Genomic DNA, 23,619 nt, shown 5'->3' with positions numbered 1-23,619 from the left:
AGAATCTGATGAATAAAAATAAGATGCTAGGATGTCTAACTCTATTTTTTAGTCCTCTAGTAATAGCAATGCAACCAATGGATGATCAAAGTCTATCAGTTGCGACTGGTCAAGATGGTTTAAATATTAATGTAACTACCCCAAGCATTGAATTTAAACAAATGGCTGTGATTGATCCTGATGGTTGGGATACAAAGACGGTTGCTGCAACAGAATATCGTGGTAGAGCTGCGTTAGTACTTGCACAAAGTCCTAATTCAACTATGTCGAGTCCAACTATAACCGCAAAAGCTGCTGGTACTTCTACTAACTTAAGTCTAAATGCTGTTATTGATACAGATAAGGGGACTGGTACTAATGGAGCTTTCGCGAATATCGGGATAACTTTTGGAAATTTAGATGAGTTAGTATTTTCTAAATTCTCTATCTATACGGCTGGTGCAAATGCTGTATCAGATATGGGTTTGACAACTCCTGGTACTTATACGCAAAGAACCATTTTTGGTGGAACTACAGCAACATTAAATACAGGTGTTAAAGAGTTACTTAGATTAAATGACGGTTTGAATATAAAGTTTTTAGCTACGAATAAACCGAAAATGAATATTCAGCTCGGAGCAGCGCCACAGGGTTACATGGTGGGTCTAGGTGGGGCGATTGATTCTATTTGTGGAGCTGGGACAGGGTGTAATATGATGCTAGTCTCTAGCTACGCTACTGAAACTGATCCAACAACAACAGCTATTGGTGCAAATTTTAAGTTTCAAATGAAAGCATCAAATCCTTTAACAGGTTTTCGTTTAGATAATTTTCATGCTGGTATTGAATCCGATGGTTTTGTTTTTGGAAATTTTGTAAACACGTGCTCTACAACACCTAGTACTTGTATCACCTCTGATGCAGTTGATTTATCATTAAATGAAATCAAATTAGGTAATGATATGACAACAATTCCTGCGGTTGGAAGTGCTAATTATCGATTTAATGGTCTACAAAATAGTTCAATTGGAAATGTTGGATTTAAAAATGCTTCAGTTACTGACTTAAAAATGAAAATTAGTGGTCTGTAATTAATCAAGAGCATTAGTAAAAAATAGGGAGTATCGCTCCCTATTTTTTATTTAAATATTCAAGAATATTCTCAAGTTGCTTTTCTCGTTTTACTAGGCTCCACAATTCTTGAGCTTCCGGATAGGCTTTAGTCATCATACCTAACCATTGCTTGTAACGACCAATCATTCCAATTTCAGTTTTGAATTGTCCGCTTAAAAAACGTTGTTGTAATACGACCAAATCTTGCCATGTTAAAATCGCTTGGTTGCTATTCTCACGGATACAGAGTGTCAAATCTGGAGTTGTAACAGCGCCACGTCCTATCATCAAATCTTGGCAATTTGATTGTTCTAAACATGCTTTGGCATCAGCATTATTCCAGATTTCACCATTGGCAATTACATTGATTTTCAATGCTTCAGTAATCGGCTGGATTTTTTCCCAATAGGCAGGAGGTGTATAGCCATCGGCTTTTGTTCGAGCATGAACTGTGAGCCAACTAGCACCGGCATCTTCAATAGCATGTGCATTATCGAGTGTATGGTTTTCATCTAAATAACCGAGTCGCATTTTTGCTGAAACTGGAATATGTTTAGGTACAGCATCACGAACAGCTTTGACTAAGAGATGTACCGTTTCAGGTTCATCTAATAAAACTGAACCGCCGCGATGGCGATTGACTGTTTTAGCTGGACATCCAAAATTTAGATCAATTGCAGGAGCACCGAGTTCAACGACTTTAGCAGCATTGGCTGCGAGCATTTCAGGATTATTTCCCAAAAATTGAACATGTACTGGTGTTCCAGCAGCTGTTTTACCATCAGTTTTTAGTTCAGGACAAAAACTGTAATAAATATGGTCAGGTAGAATGCTGTCAGTAATACGAATAAACTCAGTCACACACCAATCAAAACGACCAACATGAGTGAGGACATCACGCATAATTGGATCTGTTAGACCTTCCATAGGGGCGAGTGCGAGTTTCACAATGCATTACCTAGTTAAACAAAAACTGGTTTATACGTATTTTAAGAGAAGCTGTCTAGTTTTTATTGGGGCAGTTAAATTAACGCCCTAATATCATTTCTAAAACAAATTTACTGCCAATAAATCCGATTGCTAGTAATACGAATCCAGTAATTGTAAATCGAATCGCTTTACGACCACGCCAACCAAATTTGTAATGTCCGATTAGTAAAGCTCCATATAAAAACCAAGAAATAATACTAAATGCAGTTTTGTGAGCGAGGTGTTGAGCAAAGAAATTATCAATGGTAAAGAAACCAAAGATTAGTGCAGTGGTGAGTAAACCAAACCCAGTAATAATTAAATCAAAAAGTAAGGATTCCATCACTTGAAAAGGAGGGAGCAGGTTGACCCAAATACGTTTTTTTTGTTTTTTCTTAAGTTCTCTGTCTTGAAACCATAATAGAACTGCTTGAATGGTTGCCATTAACAGAACCGCATAAGCGGACAAAGACAAAATAATATGGGTATCTAAACCGACTCCATGATGTTCAATGGTTTGATTGGATTGGCTTAAAGAAAACCCTAGGATTAGTCCAATCGCAGCAACAGGAATGCCGATTAAATTTAGAGGTAATATTGGGCGAATGAGACTTAAAATTAAACTTAGGCTTAACATCAGTCCAGAGGTAAAGGAAATGAGATTAAATACATCATAATTTACCCCTAACGGAGTAATCATATCCTGTGACAAGACAAGACCATGAAGTATCAATCCTAATACAACAATAAGACCATAACACCAAAGATTTGGAGTACGTTTTGACATTAAATGGATAAACAGATACCAGAATGAACTGGTATATGAGACAAGTGCCAAAATTGTGTAAACCAAGGGGAGACTGATCATGTCAAACCTTTTTTAGGGGGATGAATAATATTCACCATATAAGATATAAATTCGCTTCGAACTACAGTATCCTATAGCATCTTATGCATAAATTTTCTATTTTAAGAAAGATTTTTTTGCAACTAGCCATTTTAAGCGGATTTCGCAATGTTTGATACCTTAACAGAACGACTCACACAGAGTTTAAGAAATGTTACTGGCTCAGGGCAGCTGACCGAAGACAATATTAAAGATACCTTACGTGAAGTACGTATGGCACTTCTTGAAGCCGATGTGGCGTTACCTGTAACTCGTGAATTTATCGCGAAGGTGAAGGAAGAAGCACTTGGTCAAGAAGTAATGACTCAGCTTTCTCCAGGTCAGGCATTTGTAAAAATTGTCTATGATGAACTCACCAAAATGATGGGTGAGGCAAATGAGACTCTTGATTTAAGCGCAAAACCACCGGTTGTGGTCCTTCTTGCTGGTTTGCAAGGTGCTGGTAAAACCACGACAGCTGCAAAATTAGCGCGTTTCCTCAAAGAGCGTCAAAAGAAAAAAGTAATGACTGTTTCTGCCGACGTGTATCGTCCAGCAGCAATTAAGCAGTTAGAAACAGTATCAAATGAAGTTGGTGTTGGTTTTATTCCATCACAAGCGTCAGAAAAACCAATTGATATTGTCAATCGTGCGATTGAGCAAGCAAAAATTCAATTTGCTGACGTTTTGATTGTCGATACGGCAGGTCGTCTACATGTCGATGAAGACATGATGGATGAGATCAAAGAATTACATGCTGCTGTGAAGCCGACCGAGACTTTGTTCGTCGTTGACGCGATGACAGGTCAAGATGCTGCCAATACAGCAAAAGCTTTTAATGATGCTTTGGCTTTAACTGGTGTGATTCTCACTAAAACTGATGGTGATGCACGCGGTGGTGCTGCACTTTCTGTTCGTGCCATCACGGGTAAGCCGATCAAGTTCTTGGGTATTGGTGAGAAACTAGATGCGCTTGAGCCATTCCACCCAGATCGTGTTGCACAACGTATTTTGGGCATGGGTGATGTCCTTTCTTTAGTCGAAGAAGTTGAACGTAAGATCGACAAAGAAAAAGCCGAAAAAATGGCGAAAAAATTGCAAAAAGGCGGTACCTTCAACTTTGAAGATATGCTGATGCAATTTGAGCAAATGAGTAAAATGGGCGGCATGATGGGCTTCTTGGATAAGTTGCCTGGTATGAGTAATGCGGGCATTCAGGATGCAATTGAAAAAGCTAATCCTGAAAAGCAAGTTAAGCGTATGGAAGCGATTATTCAGTCGATGACGATTAAAGAACGTCGTAATCCTGATTTAATTAATCCAAGCCGTAAAAAACGTATTGCTGCTGGTTGTGGTATGGATGTTGCTGAAGTGAATAAATTGATCAAGCAACAAGCACAAATGGCGAAGATGATGAAGAAATTTGCGAATCCATCAGGCATGAGCAAAATGTTGAAATCATTGGGCAATATGCAGAAACAATTCGGTGGTGGCGGCGGTATGGGGCCGTTATTTGGTAACAACGATACCAAAAAATAATAAATAAAAGTCCATACTTTCATTAGAAGGCGCATTAGCGCCTTTTTTATTAACTGATGGTTGGTGTATAAAAAAGTTAGTGTATAAAAATAGTACAAAATTAAACACTAAACGTTTAGTAAAAATTAGATAATAAAAATTAAATATATGATTTTATTGATAAATGTAAACTATGTCACAAGATATGAAAAATAAGGTTTTTATTTTGCATTGTGAAAATGCAAATCCAGAACAGCATTGGTATATCTGGTTAGAGCAACAACTAAAAAGCATTGGTATCTCTGCTGAAAGAGTTGTTCTGGCTGATTCAAGTCATCCTGATGCGGAGGTTTGGCAAACTTGCTTAGAGGCGCAATTAAGTACTATTAATCAACAAAGTATTTTGGTTGCACATGGATTATCTTGTCTAGCGGCAGCGAGATATTTAGCTGATAAGCTCAAAGGGACATCTATTAAGGCAGCATTATTTTTAGCAGGTTTTAACGAAACAATTCCGCAACATCCAGAATGGAGTCAATTTATTCAAGAAAATCGTTTCGATAGCAAATACCTTCGAACGAATATCCTTCGACGTATCGTGTTTTTTTCAAGCAATGATCCTGTCGTGCCTGTGCCATACACATTCAAATTTGCACATTATATTAATGCACAATTGATTGAAGTAAGCCAAGCAGGACATTTTTGTGAGGATGATGGCTATCGTGAATTTGAACATTTATTTAAGGTAATTCAAACATTAGTAGCAGCAGAATTGACCTGAACATAATGTTTTAAGCCTTTTAAAAGTAAATCCGATTCGATTTGCGGTTGATAATGCTTTAAAAATTTTTCAAACAAATTGGCATCACCACCTGTGAGTACGAGTTTTCTTGGCGATTGCTGCATGATTTGATGAATCGTGCTAATCAAGCCTAAAAGAATGCCATGATGGACAGCATCAACGGTGTTATGTCCTGGATCTAGATTATCAAAGGCAGAATCTGGAATTTTGATACCCTTAGTGTTTTGAATCAGAGAGTCACGCTGTAAGTACAGATTAGGTAAAATATATCCACCTAGATGTTGGAAACCATCAATAAGATCAATAGTTAAAGCCGTTCCACATCCAATCACACAATAGCTCTCATTCGGTTTAGCGGTTGCTAATACTTGCAACCATCGGTCTATTCCTAACTGACTTGGAACATCGTAGCCACATCGTAATCCAGCATATTCAGTATGTACTTTGGCAAAAATGACGGGTATTTCTAAAATATCTAGGATTGTTTTAATACGATGATTATTTTCACTATCAAGAACAGAAGATACCCCAACGTGAGTAATGTTCTGATAACGAAAATGTTGAATAAGTCCTAACAACAAGTCGGCAGGCGATTGGAGATGTAATTCAGCAGCATGCTCAATAATTTGATCTTGCTGTGTAATCCAATATTTTAAACGAGTATTACCAATATCAAGCCATAAACTTTTCATCGCATTGTGATCCCTTAGTTAGATGCAAGACGTAAACGACCTTGATAGAACTGTTGTGTTTGATCTGATTTGATTATAACGGCACCATCATTCGAAATGCCTTGGAACTGACCATAGGTTTTACCTAGTGCATGTTCAAACTCTACAAACTCATTGATCCAAATCGCATGATGATTAAATCGTTCAGCTAGATTATAGCTACCATGTTCGAACCATTGAGCTGCTTGTTGAATCGCAACATATAATTCAGCAATAAGCTGAAATCGTTCAAGTTGATATAATCCTAAATGATGTAGCGATGTAATTGATTGATCTGCATCTTCCACATTAGGGGTATTGATATTAATACCTACACCGACAATCGCTTGATTTACAGAAAGCGGTTCAACTAAGATCCCACCCCATTTCCCTTGTGAACTGTATAAATCATTTGGCCATTTGACGTTTAATGATAAGTTACGTAAGCATGGGATCTGTAAAATATTCAATGCAACTTCAAGTGCAAGTCGCCCATCAAGTGCTGTATTGGTTTGAATCAGTGTGCTTAAATAAACATTTCCATCAGGGGAAACCCATTCACGTTGGTGTTGACCACGTCCTTTGGTTTGTTGCGCGCTACACACAAGACCTGTTGTCATGCCTTTTTGAGCAAGCTCACGCATATCATCATTAGTAGATGTCGTTGTGGTTTTGAATAACACCACTTCTGGATATTGATTCTTTGCATTTAAGAGTTGCTGTAACTGGCGTGTTGCGAAATCATCCATCATTTTTTACAAGTAGAGTGGTCATGTATTCATGGAGTTAATCATATATTTGCTCATTGGTGCAATTGCTGGATTCACCGCAGGATTGTTTGGTGTTGGTGGTGGATTAATAATTGTTCCAATTTTATTTATTGTATTCACTCAGCTGAATTATGATCCTAATGTCATTATGCACATAGCTGTAGGTACATCACTTGCAACCATAGTTGTTACCTCAATCAGCTCAGTCATGGCGCATCATAAAAAAGGCGCAGTGCTATGGTCGGTATTTAAGAATCTAGCTCCAGGATTGATATTAGGCTCTTTTTTTGGGGCGGGAATTGCTGATCTGATGTCAGGACAACATTTACAGTTAGTGATTGGCATTTTTGCGGTGTGGATGGCTTATAAAATGTTTAGAGGAGCGCATGCACAGATTGATCCTAATAAGCATTTACCTTCAGCACCACTACAATTTGCAGCAGGGGGCGGAATTGGTATCGCATCCGCGATTTTTGGTATTGGGGGCGGGAGTTTAACGGTTCCTTATCTCAATCGACATGGTGTAGTGATGCAACAAGCTGTAGCAACATCTGCAGCCTGTGGTTTACCAATCGCTTTAGCAGGTGCGATTGGATTTATGTGGTTTGGTGCAAAAGAACAGATTAATGTTCCCAATACGATTGGCTATGTACATGTATATGCTTTTCTGGGGATCAGTGTGATGAGTTTTATTACTGCCAAAGTTGGTGCTAGGGTAGCGCATCGATTATCAGCAGCGATGCTGAAGAAGTGTTTTGCAGGATTATTGGTTTTTGTTGGAAGCTACTTTATTTACAAAGGTTTAATTTAGTTCTTAATTGCATGTAATCATTACTATTACGTTGATTTAATAGGCTGTTTTATTCTAAAAGTGCACGTCATGTTGTTGGCGTGTAACCATTGAAAAGAAAAGACTTTTTAGTCTAAAGATGGTGATCTTCGATTGGAAATTAAGTTATGAACAATAAGTTATGAACAATAAGGTTGTTTGCTTGTAACTACTTTTTTATTGGATAAACGAACTAGGATGCTAGAATTTTAAATGAGACCTATTTTGCATAAATAAAAATTTATGAGAATGATATCAATAAAAAATCAATTAGAAAAAATGTTTCAGATATTCGGTTGATGCTTAGTAGAGTATCTAAATAATTGATCTTTAAATTATAAAAATAGATTATTAAGTCAATTTTAAAGATGAAATAGTGTCTAAAAGTAGTGATTGGCTTAAAAAGCAATGAAATTGTCAGACAATGATATAGAATTTATAAGGTCAGATCAGTTAAAACAAAAAAGCGCAAACAGCATTGGAAAATGCGTATAACAAAGATAGCGAGGGGCTCATGAATCTCGAAGAGGCGGATAGTCTTTCTGAACAGATTGCAAAATATATTAGTGAACAAATAATTAGTGGTGAGCTTGTCGAGGGTGAACGCATTCAAGAATTGCGCATTGCTAAAGAATTAAATGTCAGTCGTGGCTCTGTCCGTGAAGCATTGTTATTACTAGAACGTACATATTTGATCGAAATTTTTCCACGTCGTGGGGCGATTGTTTCTGAAATGTCTGCTCAGCAAGTCAAAGCTTTGTTTGATACCAATGTGATGGTTCTTGGGCATATTGTGCAGCGTATTAGTGAAACTTGGCGAGTAAATGAAGCTGAGCAACTACAAGAGTTATTGGATCAACTTGTCGAGTTTGTTCGTGCTGGTGATATAGAGAAATTCTATGATGCTATTTTTAAATATCTAGCAGAACAACATGAGATGGTGGCTAATCCTTACATGATGCAATTTTATAAGGAATTGTTGCCATCACTACGTCGTAGCTATTTTTTAACCTTAAATACATCGCGCCGAGAACTACAAGAATCATTTACCTTGTTTAAGTTAGTGATTGATGCAATTTTGATCCGAAAATCACAACAAGCTGCTTTATTTATGGAAGATTTTTGTCGACACTTGAGCAACCTTGTGTTGGAATCTCTAACACGAATGAAACAGATTGAATTGGCTTGGGCGAGACGCTCACGCCGTTAGTTAGGGCAGTATGCGTTTAAGCAGTTTAAAACTTTCAGGCTTTAAATCTTTTGCCGATAGTACCACTTTACATTTTAAGGCGAACCGCACTGCGGTAGTTGGGCCGAACGGTTGCGGAAAATCGAATGTGATTGATGCGATCCGTTGGGTTATGGGCGAATCGAATGCACGTCAGTTGCGTGGCGGTAGTATGCAGGATGTTATTTTTACAGGGACATCTAAGCGTAAACCTGTCGGTGTTGCCAGTGTAGAGCTTCGTTTCGATAATACATATGGAAAATTAGGCGGCGCATACAATGCATATAATGAGCTTGCTGTTCGTCGTCAGGTCACACGTGAAGGAAAATCAGAATACTTCTTGAATGGCACACGATGCCGCCGTCGTGATATTACCGATATTTTTTTAGGAACTGGTCTAGGACCACGTTCTTATGCAGTCATTGAACAGGGTATGATCAATCGTTTGGTTGATGCTAAACCTGAAGAAATGCGAGTGTTTATTGAAGAAGCTGCTGGCGTATCTCGCTATCAAGCACGTCGTCGTGAGACTTTGCAGCATTTAGAACATACTGAGCAAAACTTAGCGCGTTTGGAAGATATAGCGGCTGAATTAAAATCACAGCTGAGAACGCTAAAACGCCAGTCCGAAGCCGCCATCCAATATAAAACCTTAGAAAATCAGATTCGTACTTTAAAAATCGAAATACTGTCTTTCCAAGCGAATCAAAGTCAGAAGTTACAACAAGAATATACTGTTGAAATGAACGAGCTTGGCGAACGCTTTAAATTAGTTCGGTCAGAGTCGCATACAATTGAGCATGATTTAGAAGCGACAAGTGCTTTATTTCAACGTTTGATTCAGCAATCGTCACCTTTGCAGCATGAATGGCAACAGGCAGAGAAGAAACTGGCTGAATTGAAAATGACTTTGGAGCAAAAGCAAAGCTTATTTCAACAAAATAGTAGTAGTCTGATTCAGCTTGAACAACAAAAACTTCAAACTAAAGAACGACTACAGCTTTCTGAACTTCAGGTCGAAACTTTAACTGCACAATATGATGAGCAGAGTGAAGCCTTAGTTGAATTGGAGCAGCAAACACAATCGACCGAACATCACTTTAGTGATCTTCAGGCGCAACAAAAACAAGCACAACAACAATTTGAACAAATTAAAACCCAAGTTGATCAGCAGCAACAAAAAAAGTTGCAAATGGCGGCACAAATTGAACAGCTTGCTAAAAATGTGCAACGAATCGAACAACAAAAGCAGACTTTGCAGAACCAAAGTAATCAGATTCGTGCTCAGGTTCAGGATGATGAGCAAGCACAACTAGAACAATTACAGCAGCAATTACAACAAGAAATCATTCTTTTAGAAACCGAAATTGAGCAATTTCAACAAAATGCAAAGATTTTGCAGGATCAACAACAGCAAGATAAAGCCAATTTACAGAGTTTAAAAACAGAAATTCAAGTTCTATTGGCTGAACAGAAAAATTTGAATCAATTGCTGGCGAAGCAGAGTCCAAAACAAAATCAAAATGCTGTTCGATTGATGCAAAGCTTGCGCTTAACAACTCAAGGCAAATCTCATGCTGTGATCATTGAGAAATTTTTAGCTAAATGGTTACAAGCACAGTTGATCGAAAGTGGACAAACATTCCAAGAAGATGTGGCACGTCAGTTAAAATCATCCACGCAGCAAAAGATTCAAATACAACAACTGCGTCGTTTAAATGATTTTATTGAAGCTCCACAATCTTCGCTCTGGGCAAATGTTGCCGTTGCAGATGATTTAACAACAGCATTGAGTCATCAGTCTGATCTTATTCATGCACAATCGATTTTGACGCTTGATGGTTATCATGTCGGGGCTGATTGGGTGATCGCTCTGCACTATGATGAAGATAGCCAAAGTGCACAGGGCATGCTAAGCCATCAAGTGCGTTTAGAGGAAATCGAACAACAACTTGCAGAAATGCAGCCACAATTACTTGAGTTAGAAAACCAATTTTCTATTCAACAACAAACTTTGCAGCAACAGCAACAACATTTACAGCAACAGCAACAAAGCCAAAAACAAAAGCAAAAAGAATTACAACAACTCGATGTGCAAATTGCTAAATTACAAAGTACTGCACAGGCTTATGTATTGCAGCAACAGCAATTGGCAGATCAACTAAAACAATTGGATTTGCAGCTTGAAGAAGATGCGATGCAGAGAGATGATCTAGAAATTGATCTGCATGCACTCGCAATTAAATTAGAAGCGGTATTACCGAACTATAAAACTTTGCAGTTTCAGGTTGAAAGTTTAAATGAGCAATTGGATGAACAACAACAACAGTTGACTCAACAACAACAACAACGTGAAGTATTACGCCAGCAGACTTCACAAGCCAATCAACAGATTGAGTTGTTGGAAAAAGATATTTCTTTTTTAAAGACACAATATCGACAAATTATTGAGCAAATAGAACAGGCAAAGAAATTTGTTGATCCAATTCAACTCGAGTTACCTAATCTCGAGTCACAATTTCAAGAGCAGTTCCAGCAAACTGAAAAATTGCAAAAAAATTGGAATGAATGGCAGCTTGAATTGAATCAAGTACAAGAAAAGCAGCAACAACTGACAGAGCAACGCCATCAAGCCCAACAAAAAGATGAACAGGTGCGTGAACAGTTGGAACAAAAACGCTTGGCATGGCAGGCAGCTAAGTCAGATCGTGAACATTATTTAGAACAACTCAAAGAACTTAATTCCGAACCTGTATCTGATCTGTCGATTGAAATTAAAGAGCATCAGCAAAAACTGGAAAAAGCACAACAACAGTTTGAGAAAATTGGCGCAGTCAATTTAGCAGCTTCTCAAGAATACGAAGAGGTGTCACAGCGTTTTGATGAGCTTAGCCATCAGATGCAAGATTTGCAAAATACTGTTGACCAACTAAAAGATGCAATGAAAAGCATTGATCAAGAAACACGAAAGCTATTTATGACCACCTTTGATCAGGTCAACCAAGAGCTACAAGTATTGTTCCCTAAAGTTTTTAACGGCGGTGAAGCCACTTTGAGTCTTGAGGATGACTGGCAGTCAGGTGTCAAATTAATGGCTCGACCACCAGGCAAACGTAATAGCTCGCTGGCTTTGCTGTCAGGTGGAGAAAAAGCACTCACTGCTCTAGCTTTGGTGTTTGCGATCTTTAGATTGAATCCAGCGCCTTTCTGCGTTCTAGATGAAGTAGATGCGCCGTTGGATGATGCGAATGTACAACGGTATTGTAATTTGGTAAAAGAGCTTTCTGAACAGGTACAATTCATTTACATTACACATAATAAATTGGCGATGACAATGGCAACTGATCTATTGGGAGTGACCATGCCAGAGCCAGGTACATCAAAATTAGTGACTGTCGATTTAGAACAGGCAAAAGAATACGGGTTAGTTGCGGAGTCCTAATATGGAAATGAATACAATAATAGGCATTGTTATTGCCGTTGTGATTATGCTCGTTGGTTTGATAATGATTTTAAGAAAACCAAAACCAGTTGAGCCTTCACTAGAAGCAGATTTGCACATTAATCCTGAAAGTAATCAGCCTGTGATTCCACGTCATGTGAGAGATCAGATTCTGAAGGTGGAAACTCCTGAGCTTGCTGTTGAGCGTGTTGAGCCGAGTTTTAAAACTAATCCAATCGAAGCTGCTCCCGTTATTGCTTCTCAACCAGTCACTGTAGTTGAAAAAGCATCTGAACCTGAAAAAGTTCAAGAGATTGCTGAATCAGTTGAAGTTAAAACATCTGTAGCAACTGAAGCTGAACTTTCCACTCCAACTCAGACAGAAGCGAAGGCTTTAGAGGATCAAGTAAATCCTTCCGATAAACTTGATGAAGCGAAAGTTGAGCCTGAACTCACGTTAAACTCAAGTATTGAGACTGTTGAGATTGCTGAGTTTGATGGTGAAAGTAATATTTTAGATGTCCATTTGCATGAGCAACAACGTTACGATGATGAAAGTGCGTTAGCAACTGCTGAAGAAATTATTGCCTTAAATGTCTATCCAAACCCGCGCCGTGCACTTTCTGGAGACAAAGCATTAAAAGTATTATTGAAATACGGTTTGCGTTTTGGTGAAATGTCATGTTTCCACCGCTATGAAAATACTGATGAACCAAGTGCTTTGATGTTTTCAGTATTGCGCATTACAGATAATGGTCCAGCAGGTTTTGACTTGGAGACGTTATCAGGTGAACAAGTACAGGGCTTGGCTTTCTTCCTTGCTCTACCAAACAGCAAAGCGGTTACTGGCTACGATATGATGACTAGTATTGCAGGATTAATTGCGCGTGAAATTGATGGTAAAGTTTATGATGAGAATAACCTCGAGTTTTCTCCGCAGTTGAAAGAGCATTGGCGTCATCATGTGATTGACTATCGACCAAGTCAAACAACTGTTTAAAATCAAATTTTTGTAATAAATGCAATGAAAGACATAGGGCGGTTTTCCGCCCTTTTATATGGTGAAATTTAAATGGAACAAAACTCAGTTATTGAGCAAATGCGTCAATTGATTCAATTGATCGCTAAACATAATCATGCTTACTACGTGATGGATCAACCTACGATCACCGACAGTGAATATGACCATTTATTTCATCAACTTAAAGCATTAGAACAACAGTATCCAGAGTTTATGCAAGCTGATACACCCACGAATAAAGTCGGTGGACAAGCATTATCAAAATTCGAAAGTGTGACTCATGCAGTGCCGATGCTGTCATTAGGTAATGTTTTCAATCAGGATGATTTATTTGCCTTTGCACGTCGTATTGATGAGCGCCTACCGAATCAAAAGGTTCAATACGAGGTTGAACTTAAACTCGATGGTTTAGCGATTTCACTTTGGTATGAAAATGGTGTGTTGATTCGAGGCGTAACTCGTGGTGATGGAGAAACAGGCGAGGACATTACTCAAAATGTCAAAACCATCCGTAATTTGCCTAAGATATTATCTCCTCAGCACCAAGCTATTCCACAACTCTTAGAGGTGCGTGGAGAAGTATTGATGCCAAAATCAGGTTTTGAAAAGCTCAATGCAGATCAAGAGGCTAAAGGTGAAAAGACCTTTGCTAATCCACGAAATGCTGCTGCGGGGAGTTTAAGACAGCTTGACCCCAATATCGCAGCATCGCGTCCATTGGCTTTTTATGCTTATGGTATTGCTCAATGCGAGCCTCATCATGGCTTAACGACAATGCATGACAGTTTGCACTGGTTGACCAAATTTGGCTTTGAGATCGCAGAGCGTCAATATCTTTGTGAGTCTATTGAAGAAGTTCAACAACGCTATGAGCAAATTCAGCTTGAACGTCCGAATCTCAAAGTTGAAATTGATGGGATGGTGGTCAAAGTCGATGACCTTAAACAGCAGCAACAACTGGGCTTTTTAAGTCGAGAGCCACGTTGGGCGACAGCCTATAAATTCCCAGCGCAAGCGGCTTTGACCAAGGTTGAAAATATTGACTGGCAAGTTGGGCGTACTGGCACGCTAACACCTGTTGCTCGTTTAGCTCCTGTCTTTGTTGGCGGTGTGACTGTCTCGAATGTAACTTTACATAATATTGGTGAAATTCATCGTTTGGATGTACGTGTTGGCGATACCGTCAGCGTGTATCGCACGGGTGATGTGATTCCAAAAGTTGAAAAGGTATGGGCTGAATTTAGACCTGCCGATGCTGAGCTTGTTTATTTACCAACGAATTGTCCAGTATGTGATTCTCCTGTCGTCATGCCAGAAGGTGAGGCCTTAGCTCGTTGTTCTGGTGGTTTATATTGTGCAGCACAGCGTATTGAGGCGATTCGTCACTTTGTTTCACGCAAGGCTATGGATATTGAGGGCTTAGGTGATCGTTGGGTAGAGTCATTATTACATCTAGATCTACTCAGAGATGTAGCCGATATCTATCACTTACATGAACATCGAGAAAAATTACTCAGCATTGAAAAAATGGGTGAAAAGTCAGTTCAAAACCTTATTGATGCAATTGATGCAAGTAAGAAAACCACATTGGCACGCTTCATTTATGCTTTAGGTATTCGTGGTGTAGGTGAAACTACGGCACGTATGCTCGCCAATACTTTCCAGACCTTCGATGCTTTGAAAGCTGCAGATATTGATGCTTTGAAGAAAACACCTGATGTAGGTGATATTACGGCAGAATGGATTGTGGATTTTTTCCAAGCCGAGCATAACTTAAAGGTCTTGGAGCGCTTACTTGCTGCAGGGATTCATTGGGATGCACCAACTGCACCAACTCGCCAACCTTTGAATGGTGAAAGTTGGGTGGTGACTGGCACATTGGAAAGTATGGGGCGTGATGAAGCAACCCAGCGGCTTCAAGCTTTAGGTGCGCGTGTGAGTGGTAGTGTTTCAAGTAAAACCAAATGTGTCGTTGCTGGTGAGAAAGCAGGGAGCAAACTTGATAAGGCACAAAAGTTAGACATTCGTGTAATGAACGAGCAAGAGTTTTTGGATTTCTTGGCGCAGTACGGAGGGGTTGAATGAGTATTAAAGCATTGAAAGCCCATCTTGTCACAAAACCTGAAAAACAATTGCTTCAAGAGATTGTTAAACTATATCAACAGTTTTCAGTGGTTAGAGATTTTTATGATTCACAGATAAGTGCAGAGGGGGCAAATGACGTACTCTCTAAATATAAAAAAATAATTCAGGATGAATTTTTGCCCAAACATGGATTTGGCGATGCAAGGTTATCTGTCGCACGAAAAGCAGTTATGGACTTTAAAAAACTCAATGGATTAAATATACATCTAGTTGATCTTGCAATCTATTATGTTGAAACTGGAGTAAAATTTACCAACATGTATGGTGATATCAATGAGCCATTTTATAATAGCATGGAGTCAATGTTTGCTCAGGCAATGAAATGGATGAAGCAGCTCAATGTAGAAAGTCAATTTCAACAAAGAGCAGCAAAAATTTGTCACGATACAGATAATATTGGCTGGGGGTTTCATGATGGACTATGTGAAATTTATAGTGATTATTTTGATGATTAATACTTGAAATTATAAGAAAAAAGCCTATTCAAACCGATGTGGTTGAATAGGCTTTTTATTGTTAAATATATTTTTTCACAATCCCATCATCAAGCAATTGCTGGAAATGTTCACAAACACTTTCACGAATATTGCGATATTGAATCCCTAAATCTTTCACACTACGTTGAGAATTAAAGTAGATAGGATAACCCATATTCAGTTTTACAAATTGACGGGAATGTCCAAATACTGGTGCGATCAAGGAAAAAGCTGCTTTAGGCACGGTAAAATGTGGGAAAGGGTATCTGTAGCCAAATTTTTGCGTTAATGCCTTACCCATTTCGAGTAAGCTTAAAGTTCCACCACACACGATATAGCGGCCTTTTGCTGCTGGATTGAGTGCCGCAGCAACATGTGCATCTGCAACATCACGAACATCAACAATGCCATTCCACATTTGCGGCACACCAAATAAGGTCGTACCATTCCCGAATTGTTGTAATACTTCGATACTGCCTGATTGACTAGCATCAGTGAGTGATGGTCCCATCACTAACGCTGGGTTAATACAAACTAGACTCCAGCGATTTTGTTGCTCGGCCATTTCCCAAGCTTTACGTTCAGCCGCGACTTTTGAATATGGATAGGGTTGGTGCGTTTCACTACTCGTAGTGTTCCAGTGGCTTTCATCAAACTCATTATTCGCGGTATTTTGAATCTCAATCGCATCGCCATAGGTTGAGGCAATGCTTGAAGTGAGAACCACACGTTTGACTGATTCTGTACGATTTACACTATCTAAGACATTTTCTGTGCCTTTCACTGCAGGTTCAATAATGTCTTTGACGGCATCTTTATAGTTAGTGACTACAAAAGGTGATGCAGTATGAATAACAACTTCACAACCTTGCATAGCTTCATCAAAGGAATTTGGTTCGAGTAAATCTGCTTGGTAAAACTGGATTTGTCCTGATGATTTATCTGCTAGATCATACAGGTGCTGAATTTTATTTTTCTTAGATGGATCTCGAACCGTGGCATGAACGCTATAACCCTGATTCAACAGCCGTTCGATAATCCAGCTCGCAATATAACCCGTTGCACCCGTGACCAGAATTGGCTTACTTTTATCCATTTTATTTCCGCATTGTGTTTTTGTGATTGATGTTATTTACCGAATTTTGTATAAACAAACAACAGTCGAGCAGTCATTTTTTAATCTTTTTTGATCAAAATTGCAGTGGAATAAGAAGCATTGCGAATCGTTACAAAAAATTAAATAAAGGATTTTGATTAAATTCATTGAGTTGTAAAGGTCTGCCCAATGTGCAAAGGCTTATTTTAATTAGATAAATTGGGCGAATTAAAACTGTAAATGCGTATGTTTCTCATTTTAATTTTATAAAAATCATAAACTTACACACTTTTGGTTTTGCAATTATTGTGTAAATTGACCATAATGTTGTTATTCGATAGGAGTAAGTATTATGCGTGGCAATCCAGAAGTCATCGACTATTTAAATATGCTCATTGGCGGTGAATTGGCTGCTCGTGATCAATATTTAATTCATTCAAGAATGTACGAAGATTGGGGCTTAAGTAAAATTTACGAGCGTATTGATCATGAAATGCAAGAAGAAGCTTCACATGCTGATTCAATCATTCGCCGTGTTTTATTTTTGGGTGCTCAACCGAATATGAATCGTGAAGATATTAATGTGGGTACAGATGTCGTAAGTTGTTTAAAAGCTGATTTAGCACTTGAATATCATGTGCGTGAAAAACTAGCGACAGGCATTAAGCTTTGTGAAGATAAAGGTGATTACATTAGTCGTGATATGTTGCGTCAGCAGCTTTCGGACACAGAAGAAGATCATACGTATTGGTTAGAAAAACAATTGCGTTTAATTGAATTAATTGGTTTGCAAAATTATATTCAATCGCAAATTTAAGATTTTCGAATAAGTAAAAAAACTCAGCACCTGCTGAGTTTTTTTATTTATGAATTATCTTTTAGTTTGTGCTTCTTTTAAATCTTTTAATACTTGATCAGCATGTGTCTGTGTATTCACACTCGTGTAATGATACATGACGGCACCTTGAGGATTAATTAAAAAACTCTCTCGCTTGGCAATTTTGGTAATACCTAGGTTTCGAACAATGCCAAATTTTCCAGCAAGGTCGCCTTTATCATCAGCCAAGATTGGGAAAGGAAGTCCGAGTTTTTTTGAGAATTTCTGATGTGACGCGACATCGTCTAAGCTCACACCGAGTACCACAGCATTAGATTTTAAAAACTGAGGATAGAGCGATTTAAATTGATTGGCTTCTTGGGTACAACCAGCTGTATCGTCTTTTGGATAGAAATAAAGCACAATCCATTTGCCTTTGTATTGGCTTAACGTATGCCATTTTCCACTTTGATCTTGCAGTTTGAAATCTGGTGCAGACTGTCCAACCCATTCTTTTTGAGCGGTATTTTGTTTAGAGAAAATAGAGGTTTGAGCAAAGCTTGAACTCGCTGATCCGAGCAACATAAGTGTGCTACAAACGATAAGAACTTTGGACTTTATCGTATTCATCATTTTGATCTCAAAGTGTGATAGGTCATATTTTAGCAAATCGAGTTGACCTCGCTAGGAAAAATAACCAATTTATGCGATGTTTTATACAAAATGATTATGCAATCGACAGGTATCTCATTGTCTAAAAAAATTTTACTCATCACTGGCTGGGGTGGTGGTGCCAAATTATTAAAACCTTTACATGATGCTTTAGAACAAAAGGGGTATCTCGTTGAGCGGATTAATATTTTTAATGCTCTCGATAATGAAGTTTTGCAGCAGCACGTCGAACTTGCAGTGAAATTCGATGTCATCGTGGGATGGTCACTGGGAGGTCAACTAGCAACACTATTAGTCAACCAAATTCAACAGCAATATGCTGAACAGAAGCTGTTAATCACTCTAGCATCGAATCCATGTTTTGTTGCTCAAACTAATTGGACGACAGCCATGCCAGTCGAAACTTTTATGCAGTTTAAGCAATCATTTGAACAGGATGCGATTACTACGCTAAAACGGTTTGGTTTATTGGTGTGCCAAGGTGCAAATTCAGCAAAAAAAGACTTTTTGGCTATGCAGAAATTGATTCGTCCACAAGCGATTGCATTGCTTAGGGATGGGTTGCAGTTGTTGGAGCAATTAAATTTGGTAGGTTTGTATGAAAATTATCAAGGCAGACAGTTGCATGTATTTGCTGAGCATGATGCTTTGGTTCCTTACCAAGTTGTTCAAAATATCCAGAATTTAGCTGCAAAAAATCTAACTGTTGTTTCTATTGATGATGCTTCTCATGGTTTTCCATGTTTTATGGTGGAGCAGACTGTGCAAGTAATTGAAGATTTTATTTACTCAACGTTCAATCTTGCTTGAAATGAAAGTTCTCGCAATATATTTTAGATTTTGACAAGTTTAAGATGTTTGCAAATTCTTTTATAAGAGTTTTCCCACAAATTGATACTCGATAGCGTCATCCACAACCTGCGTGGTGATAGTAAAAGTGATGAATATGGATGAGTTGATACTCTTGGATGGGCACCAGAAGTGAACAGGTTTTGTGGATGACAAATGGTTTTGCCTACTTTTCCCGAAAGAAAAGTAGGTCCAGCCGAAGGCTAATACCAGAATAAATGAGCACAAGGCAGCTCTCCCCTAAAAGCAATATTTATCTAACCAATGAGGAAGTATGGATGGCCGATTTATTTGATTTAGAACATATATGGCATCCATATACCTCGATGTTAAATCCACTGCCAACTTTTAAAGTGAAACGTGCTTATAGTGCAACCATCGAACTAGAGGATGGTCGAACTCTGGTTGATGGCATGTCGTCATGGTGGTGTGCGATTCACGGTTATAACCACCCTGAACTCAATAAAGCCATTACTGATCAATTGCAAAACATGGCGCATATCATGTTTGGTGGTTTGACGCATGAACCTGCAATTGAATTGGGTAAACTCTTATTAAAAATTACGCCTCCGAGTTTAGATAAAATTTTCTATGCTGACTCAGGTTCAGTTTCAGTTGAAGTGGCTTTAAAAATGGCAGTGCAATATTGGGCTGCGTTGAATCAACCTGAGAAAACCAATTTTATTACTACACGTTCTGGCTATCATGGTGATACTTGGAATGCGATGTCGGTGTGTGATCCTGTTACGGGAATGCATCAGATTTTTGGCTCAAGTTTACCGAATCGAATCTTTGTACCCGCGCCTCAAAGTCGCTTTGATGGTGAGTGGAATCCACGAGATATTCAAGAGCTCAAACACCAGATCGAACAGCATCATCACAGTATTGCTGCACTAATTATTGAGCCAATTGTGCAAGGTGCGGGAGGGATGCGTTTTTATCATCCTGAGTATTTGCGCCAAGCCAAAGAATTATGTCAGCAATACAATTTGTTGTTGATCTTTGATGAGATCGCAACAGGTTTTGGGCGTACAGGCAAAATGTTTGCTTGGGAGCATGCACAAGTTGAACCCGATATCATGTGTATCGGTAAAGGTTTGACTGGAGGCTATATGACATTATCTGCAACATTAACGACTAAACAAGTGGCTGAAACCATTAGTCGTGGCGAAGCGGGCGTGTTCATGCATGGTCCAACCTTTATGGCGAATCCTCTGGCTTGTGCTGTTGCTCTAAGAAGTACTCAATTATTAATTGAACAAGATTGGCAGAGCAATATTCAACGTATTGAAAAGATCCTTGTTCAGCAATTAAGTGATTTAGCAGAACTTGATCATGTTGCAGATGTACGTGTATTAGGTGCGATTGGAGTGGTTGAATTAACCTCTAGTGTTGACATGAAAAGCTTACAGCAGCAGTTTGTTGAACATGGTATTTGGGTGCGACCATTTGGAAAATTGGTCTATGTGATGCCGCCGTATGTGATCACAGATGAGGAACTCCATTATTTATTAGCACAGATGAGTGAAGTGGTAAAAAATATGCAAGGAGCACATGCTAATGTCCTTGCTTGATCATTATGCTGAGCAGCTTGACCAGCTCAAACAGCAAGGTAATTTTCGCCAATTTACTGCAAATCAACAGCAGGGAAAATGGATCACGATTCAAGATCGAACCATGTTGAATCTGGCATCCAATGATTATTTAGGCTTGGCCGCTGACTTAAATTTAAGAGAAGAATTTCTTGATACGCTGAAAATTGAACGAGCGCTCTTTAGTTCATCTTCTTCACGCTTACTGACGGGTAATTTTGCAGAATATGAACAATTTGAAAATAGCCTAAGCATAGCTTTTGGTCGAGCTGCCTTACTCTTTAATAGTGGCTACCACATGAATATCGGTATTTTGCCGGCCTTGTGTGATAGCAAAACCGTGATTCTAGCCGATAAACTGGTACATGCCAGTATGATTGATGGTATTCGTCTAACGAATGCTCAATATGTACGTTATCGTCATAATGATTTGCAGCATTTGGAACAGTTATTGCAAAAGTATCATCAAGATGAACAAGTTGAACGTATTATTGTGGTGACTGAAAGTATTTTTAGTATGGATGGTGATGAAACGGATTTAGCGGCACTGACGCAGTTAAAGCAACGTTTTGTCAAAACCATGTTGTATGTTGATGAAGCTCATGCCATAGGTGTGAGAGGTGAGCAAGGACTAGGTTGTGCTGAGCAATATGGTGTATTGCATCAGATTGATTTCTTGGTGGGAACCTTTGGCAAAGCAATTGCCTCAGTGGGCGGTTATATCATTTGTGATTCGATTATCCGTGATTATCTGATCAATAAAATGCGTCCATTGATTTTTAGTACCGCATTGCCACCGATCTCAATGGCATGGTCAGATTTTATTTTTAATAAAGTATTGAGCATGCAGCAACAGCGTCAGCACTTGGCCGAGATCAGTCATTTTTTACGGAAAGCGTTGATTGCAAAAGGTTTTTTAAGTCCATCGAGTAGCCATATTATTCCAATCATTGTCGGCGAAAGTAATGCAGCGATTGAAAAAGCACGTTATGTTCAGCAACAAGGTTTTTACGCCATGCCTGTGCGACCGCCAACAGTACCGCAAAATAGTTCACGTTTACGTATCTCATTAACGTCTATGGTTCAAAAAGCTGAATTAGAAAAATTGGTGGAATGTTTGTGAGTGTTGATAAAGCTTTAGTCGCTCAACGTTTTGCTAAAGCAGGGCAAAGTTACGTTGAGCATGCTGTAGTGCAAAAGCAGATCAGTGCACAGTTATTTGAATATCTGAAATCATATTGTCCAAAGACTTTTGATTCTGTACTTGAGATCGGTTGTGGGTCGGGTAATTTAACGCATTTATTTCGGACTCATTTTCAGTTTGATCAATTATTTTTAAATGATCTTTATGAGGATGTAGATCAGCATTTTTCAACGATTCAAAATATAGCTTGGTTGATCGGAGATATTGAGCAGCTTGAATTACCATCAGAATTGGATGCGGTAATTTCGAGTTCAGCTTTGCAATGGATGACTGATCTACCTGCATTATTACAGCGAATTCATAATGCTTTAAAACCGAAAAGCTATTTTGGTTTCTCAACATTTGGTGAAAATAATTTAATCGAAATCAAAAAGCTGACTGGGCAAGGTTTAAATTATTATTCTATTGACGTATTGAAACAGAAACTTGAAGAAAATGGCTTTGAGATTGTGTTTATACAAGAAGAACAAAAACATCTAAATTTTGATGATCCTAAATTAGTGCTGCATCATCTAAAAGCGACGGGGGTGACTGCAACAGCAAAGTCACATCGTTGGACCAAGCAATCTTTACAGCAGTTTTATTCTGATTATCAACAGTTTCATGATGAGCAAGGTTTTCGCCTAACTTATCATCCGATTTACGTGATTGCGCGGAGAAAAGCATGAGTGCAGCAATTTATTTTGTCAGTGGTATTGATACAGAAATTGGGAAAACTTATGCCACAGGTTATCTTGCCAAACTTTGGACCGAACAAGGGCAGCGTGTTATCACCCAGAAGTTGGTGCAAACTGGCAATGTCGATGTGTCTGAAGACATCGAAAAACATCGTGAAATTATGGGAAGTGGTTGGTTTCAGGAAGATCATGAAAAATTGACTATGCCTGAAATTTTTACTTATCCAGCTTCGCCACATTTAGCCACGCGTTTGGATGGGCGTGATCTAGATTTTGCCAAGATCGAAGTTGCAACTAAAGAGCTTGCTCAGCGTTTTGATGTGGTGTTATTAGAAGGTGCGGGCGGTTTAATGGTGCCTTTAACCACAGAGTTGTTGACCATTGATTATATTGCTCAACATCAATTTCCTGTGATTTTGGTGACTTCTGGACGTTTGGGAAGCATTAACCACACATTGTTGAGTTTAGAAGCTTTAAAACATCGTGGTTTGAGTTTGCATGCTTTGGTATATAACTTAAAAGATGAATCGAAAGATCCACTTATTTCTAAAGATACAGCGGATTATTTAAAGGCTTATTTGGCAAAGCATTTTCCTGATGCTCAATGGATTGATTTGGAAAAGTTTAATTAACTTAAATTTTAATGAGAATCAAAATAGTTGCTCTTAACGGAGTCTCGCCGAGTTCAATCTAAAGTTAGGGATAAACTTGCAGTTCGCCCTACTTTGGTTTCGCCCAAAGTAGGCAAAGGCATTGTCATCCACAAAACCTGTTCTCTTTCTGTTCTTGTTTTTATTATTTCGCAGAAACAATATATTGCAAAA

General features: G+C 38.6%; 21 protein-coding genes. 15 read left to right on the top strand and 6 right to left on the bottom strand.

From position 1 onward, the window contains the following. The first annotated feature begins 8 nt into the window (after nt 1–8). Nucleotides 9–1,070: a pilus assembly protein FilA gene (locus tag MKL32_RS10515; RefSeq protein ID WP_125271954.1), complete on the top strand. Its 1,062-nt coding sequence runs from the start codon at nt 9–11 to the stop codon at nt 1,068–1,070. Between the two features lie 40 nt (nt 1,071–1,110). Here the strand turns inward: MKL32_RS10515 and MKL32_RS10510 are convergent, their stop codons facing one another. Then, on the bottom strand, nt 1,111–2,040 hold the full coding sequence (locus MKL32_RS10510; protein ID WP_125271953.1) for a tRNA dihydrouridine synthase: 930 nt from the start codon (nt 2,038–2,040) through the stop codon (nt 1,111–1,113). 79 nt (nt 2,041–2,119) lie between these two features. Further along, nucleotides 2,120–2,929, bottom strand: coding sequence for a cytochrome C assembly family protein (locus tag MKL32_RS10505; protein WP_039047436.1), 810 nt, complete (start codon nt 2,927–2,929; stop codon nt 2,120–2,122). Nucleotides 2,930–3,076: 147 nt separating this feature from the next. Between MKL32_RS10505 and ffh the strand changes: the two genes are divergently transcribed. Both ffh and MKL32_RS10495 read left to right on the top strand, forming a co-directional pair. Further along, the gene (gene ffh / locus MKL32_RS10500) at nt 3,077–4,486 is read left to right on the top strand and encodes a signal recognition particle protein (RefSeq protein ID WP_004914148.1); all 1,410 of its coding nucleotides are present in this window, start codon (nt 3,077–3,079) and stop codon (nt 4,484–4,486) included. Nucleotides 4,487–4,658: 172 nt separating this feature from the next. Next, entirely contained in the window at nt 4,659–5,246 is a 588-nt protein-coding gene (locus tag MKL32_RS10495) for an RBBP9/YdeN family alpha/beta hydrolase (protein ID WP_039047437.1), read from the top strand. Here MKL32_RS10495 and MKL32_RS10490 read toward each other — a convergent pair. Then, on the bottom strand, nt 5,216–5,959 hold the full coding sequence (locus MKL32_RS10490) for a pantothenate kinase (protein WP_004960213.1): 744 nt from the start codon (nt 5,957–5,959) through the stop codon (nt 5,216–5,218). The two genes, MKL32_RS10495 and MKL32_RS10490, sit on opposite strands and share 31 nt — an antisense overlap. A 14-nt stretch (nt 5,960–5,973) precedes the next feature. Further along, nucleotides 5,974–6,726: a biotin--[acetyl-CoA-carboxylase] ligase gene (locus tag MKL32_RS10485; protein ID WP_017397494.1), complete on the bottom strand. Its 753-nt coding sequence runs from the start codon at nt 6,724–6,726 to the stop codon at nt 5,974–5,976. Between the two features lie 31 nt (nt 6,727–6,757). Here MKL32_RS10485 and MKL32_RS10480 point away from each other — a divergent pair, with 31 nt between their 5' ends. The 6 genes from MKL32_RS10480 (at nt 6,758) to MKL32_RS10455 (ending at nt 15,867) form a co-directional block, all read left to right on the top strand. After that, on the top strand, nt 6,758–7,558 hold the full coding sequence (locus MKL32_RS10480; protein ID WP_004960207.1) for a sulfite exporter TauE/SafE family protein: 801 nt from the start codon (nt 6,758–6,760) through the stop codon (nt 7,556–7,558). A 532-nt stretch (nt 7,559–8,090) separates the two neighbouring features. Next, entirely contained in the window at nt 8,091–8,786 is a 696-nt protein-coding gene (locus tag MKL32_RS10475; RefSeq protein WP_039047438.1) for a GntR family transcriptional regulator, read from the top strand. Nucleotides 8,787–8,796: 10 nt separating this feature from the next. Next, the gene (gene smc, locus MKL32_RS10470) at nt 8,797–12,246 is read left to right on the top strand and encodes a chromosome segregation protein SMC (protein WP_039047439.1); all 3,450 of its coding nucleotides are present in this window, start codon (nt 8,797–8,799) and stop codon (nt 12,244–12,246) included. Between the two features lies 1 nt (nt 12,247). Next, nucleotides 12,248–13,246, top strand: a complete 999-nt coding sequence (locus MKL32_RS10465) for a cell division protein ZipA C-terminal FtsZ-binding domain-containing protein (protein ID WP_270900516.1) — start codon at nt 12,248–12,250, stop codon at nt 13,244–13,246. A 72-nt stretch (nt 13,247–13,318) separates the two neighbouring features. Then, nucleotides 13,319–15,352 carry an NAD-dependent DNA ligase LigA gene (gene ligA, locus MKL32_RS10460; protein WP_270900515.1) on the top strand — a complete coding sequence of 678 codons (2,034 nt, stop codon included), beginning with the start codon at nt 13,319–13,321 and terminating at the stop codon, nt 15,350–15,352. Further along, nucleotides 15,349–15,867 (top strand): DUF6155 family protein, encoded by a 519-nt coding sequence (locus tag MKL32_RS10455; protein ID WP_039047441.1) that lies wholly within the window; start codon nt 15,349–15,351, stop codon nt 15,865–15,867. Before ligA ends, MKL32_RS10455 begins: the two co-directional genes overlap by 4 nt. Nucleotides 15,868–15,928: 61 nt before the next feature. On the opposite strand, the gene MKL32_RS10450 is transcribed toward MKL32_RS10455, so the two are convergent. Next, entirely contained in the window at nt 15,929–16,984 is a 1,056-nt protein-coding gene (locus MKL32_RS10450; protein WP_270900514.1) for an SDR family oxidoreductase, read from the bottom strand. A 352-nt stretch (nt 16,985–17,336) separates the two neighbouring features. On the opposite strand from MKL32_RS10450, the gene ftn reads away from it, so the two are divergent. Then, on the top strand, nt 17,337–17,801 hold the full coding sequence (gene ftn / locus MKL32_RS10445) for a heteropolymeric bacterioferritin subunit Ftn (RefSeq protein WP_004663600.1): 465 nt from the start codon (nt 17,337–17,339) through the stop codon (nt 17,799–17,801). A gap of 54 nt (nt 17,802–17,855) precedes the next feature. On the opposite strand, the gene MKL32_RS10440 is transcribed toward ftn, so the two are convergent. Next, nucleotides 17,856–18,434, bottom strand: coding sequence for a peroxiredoxin (locus tag MKL32_RS10440; RefSeq protein WP_270900513.1), 579 nt, complete (start codon nt 18,432–18,434; stop codon nt 17,856–17,858). 90 nt (nt 18,435–18,524) lie between these two features. Here MKL32_RS10440 and MKL32_RS10435 point away from each other — a divergent pair, with 90 nt between their 5' ends. The 5 genes from MKL32_RS10435 to bioD all read left to right on the top strand — a co-directional run bounded on the left by MKL32_RS10435 (nt 18,525) and on the right by bioD (nt 23,427). Then, the gene (locus MKL32_RS10435; RefSeq protein ID WP_052242927.1) at nt 18,525–19,283 is read left to right on the top strand and encodes a hydrolase; all 759 of its coding nucleotides are present in this window, start codon (nt 18,525–18,527) and stop codon (nt 19,281–19,283) included. A 317-nt stretch (nt 19,284–19,600) separates the two neighbouring features. Further along, complete coding sequence (gene bioA, locus MKL32_RS10430; protein ID WP_270900512.1) at nt 19,601–20,896, top strand: adenosylmethionine--8-amino-7-oxononanoate transaminase; 1,296 nt, start codon at nt 19,601–19,603, stop codon at nt 20,894–20,896. After that, entirely contained in the window at nt 20,883–22,037 is a 1,155-nt protein-coding gene (locus tag MKL32_RS10425) for an 8-amino-7-oxononanoate synthase (protein WP_270900511.1), read from the top strand. Before bioA ends, MKL32_RS10425 begins: the two co-directional genes overlap by 14 nt. After that, nucleotides 22,028–22,786 carry a malonyl-ACP O-methyltransferase BioC gene (gene bioC / locus MKL32_RS10420; protein WP_126132433.1) on the top strand — a complete coding sequence of 253 codons (759 nt, stop codon included), beginning with the start codon at nt 22,028–22,030 and terminating at the stop codon, nt 22,784–22,786. Before MKL32_RS10425 ends, bioC begins: the two co-directional genes overlap by 10 nt. Next, the gene (gene bioD, locus MKL32_RS10415; RefSeq protein WP_262578908.1) at nt 22,783–23,427 is read left to right on the top strand and encodes a dethiobiotin synthase; all 645 of its coding nucleotides are present in this window, start codon (nt 22,783–22,785) and stop codon (nt 23,425–23,427) included. The genes bioC and bioD overlap by 4 nt, the downstream gene beginning before the upstream one ends. Nucleotides 23,428–23,619 lie beyond the last annotated feature (192 nt).

It is taken from the genome of Acinetobacter sp. AOR34_HL (genome assembly GCF_027854795.1).
In the GTDB taxonomy this organism is placed as follows: Bacteria; Pseudomonadota; Gammaproteobacteria; order Pseudomonadales; family Moraxellaceae; genus Acinetobacter; species Acinetobacter junii.
This window is presented reverse-complemented; position numbering and strand designations above follow the sequence as displayed.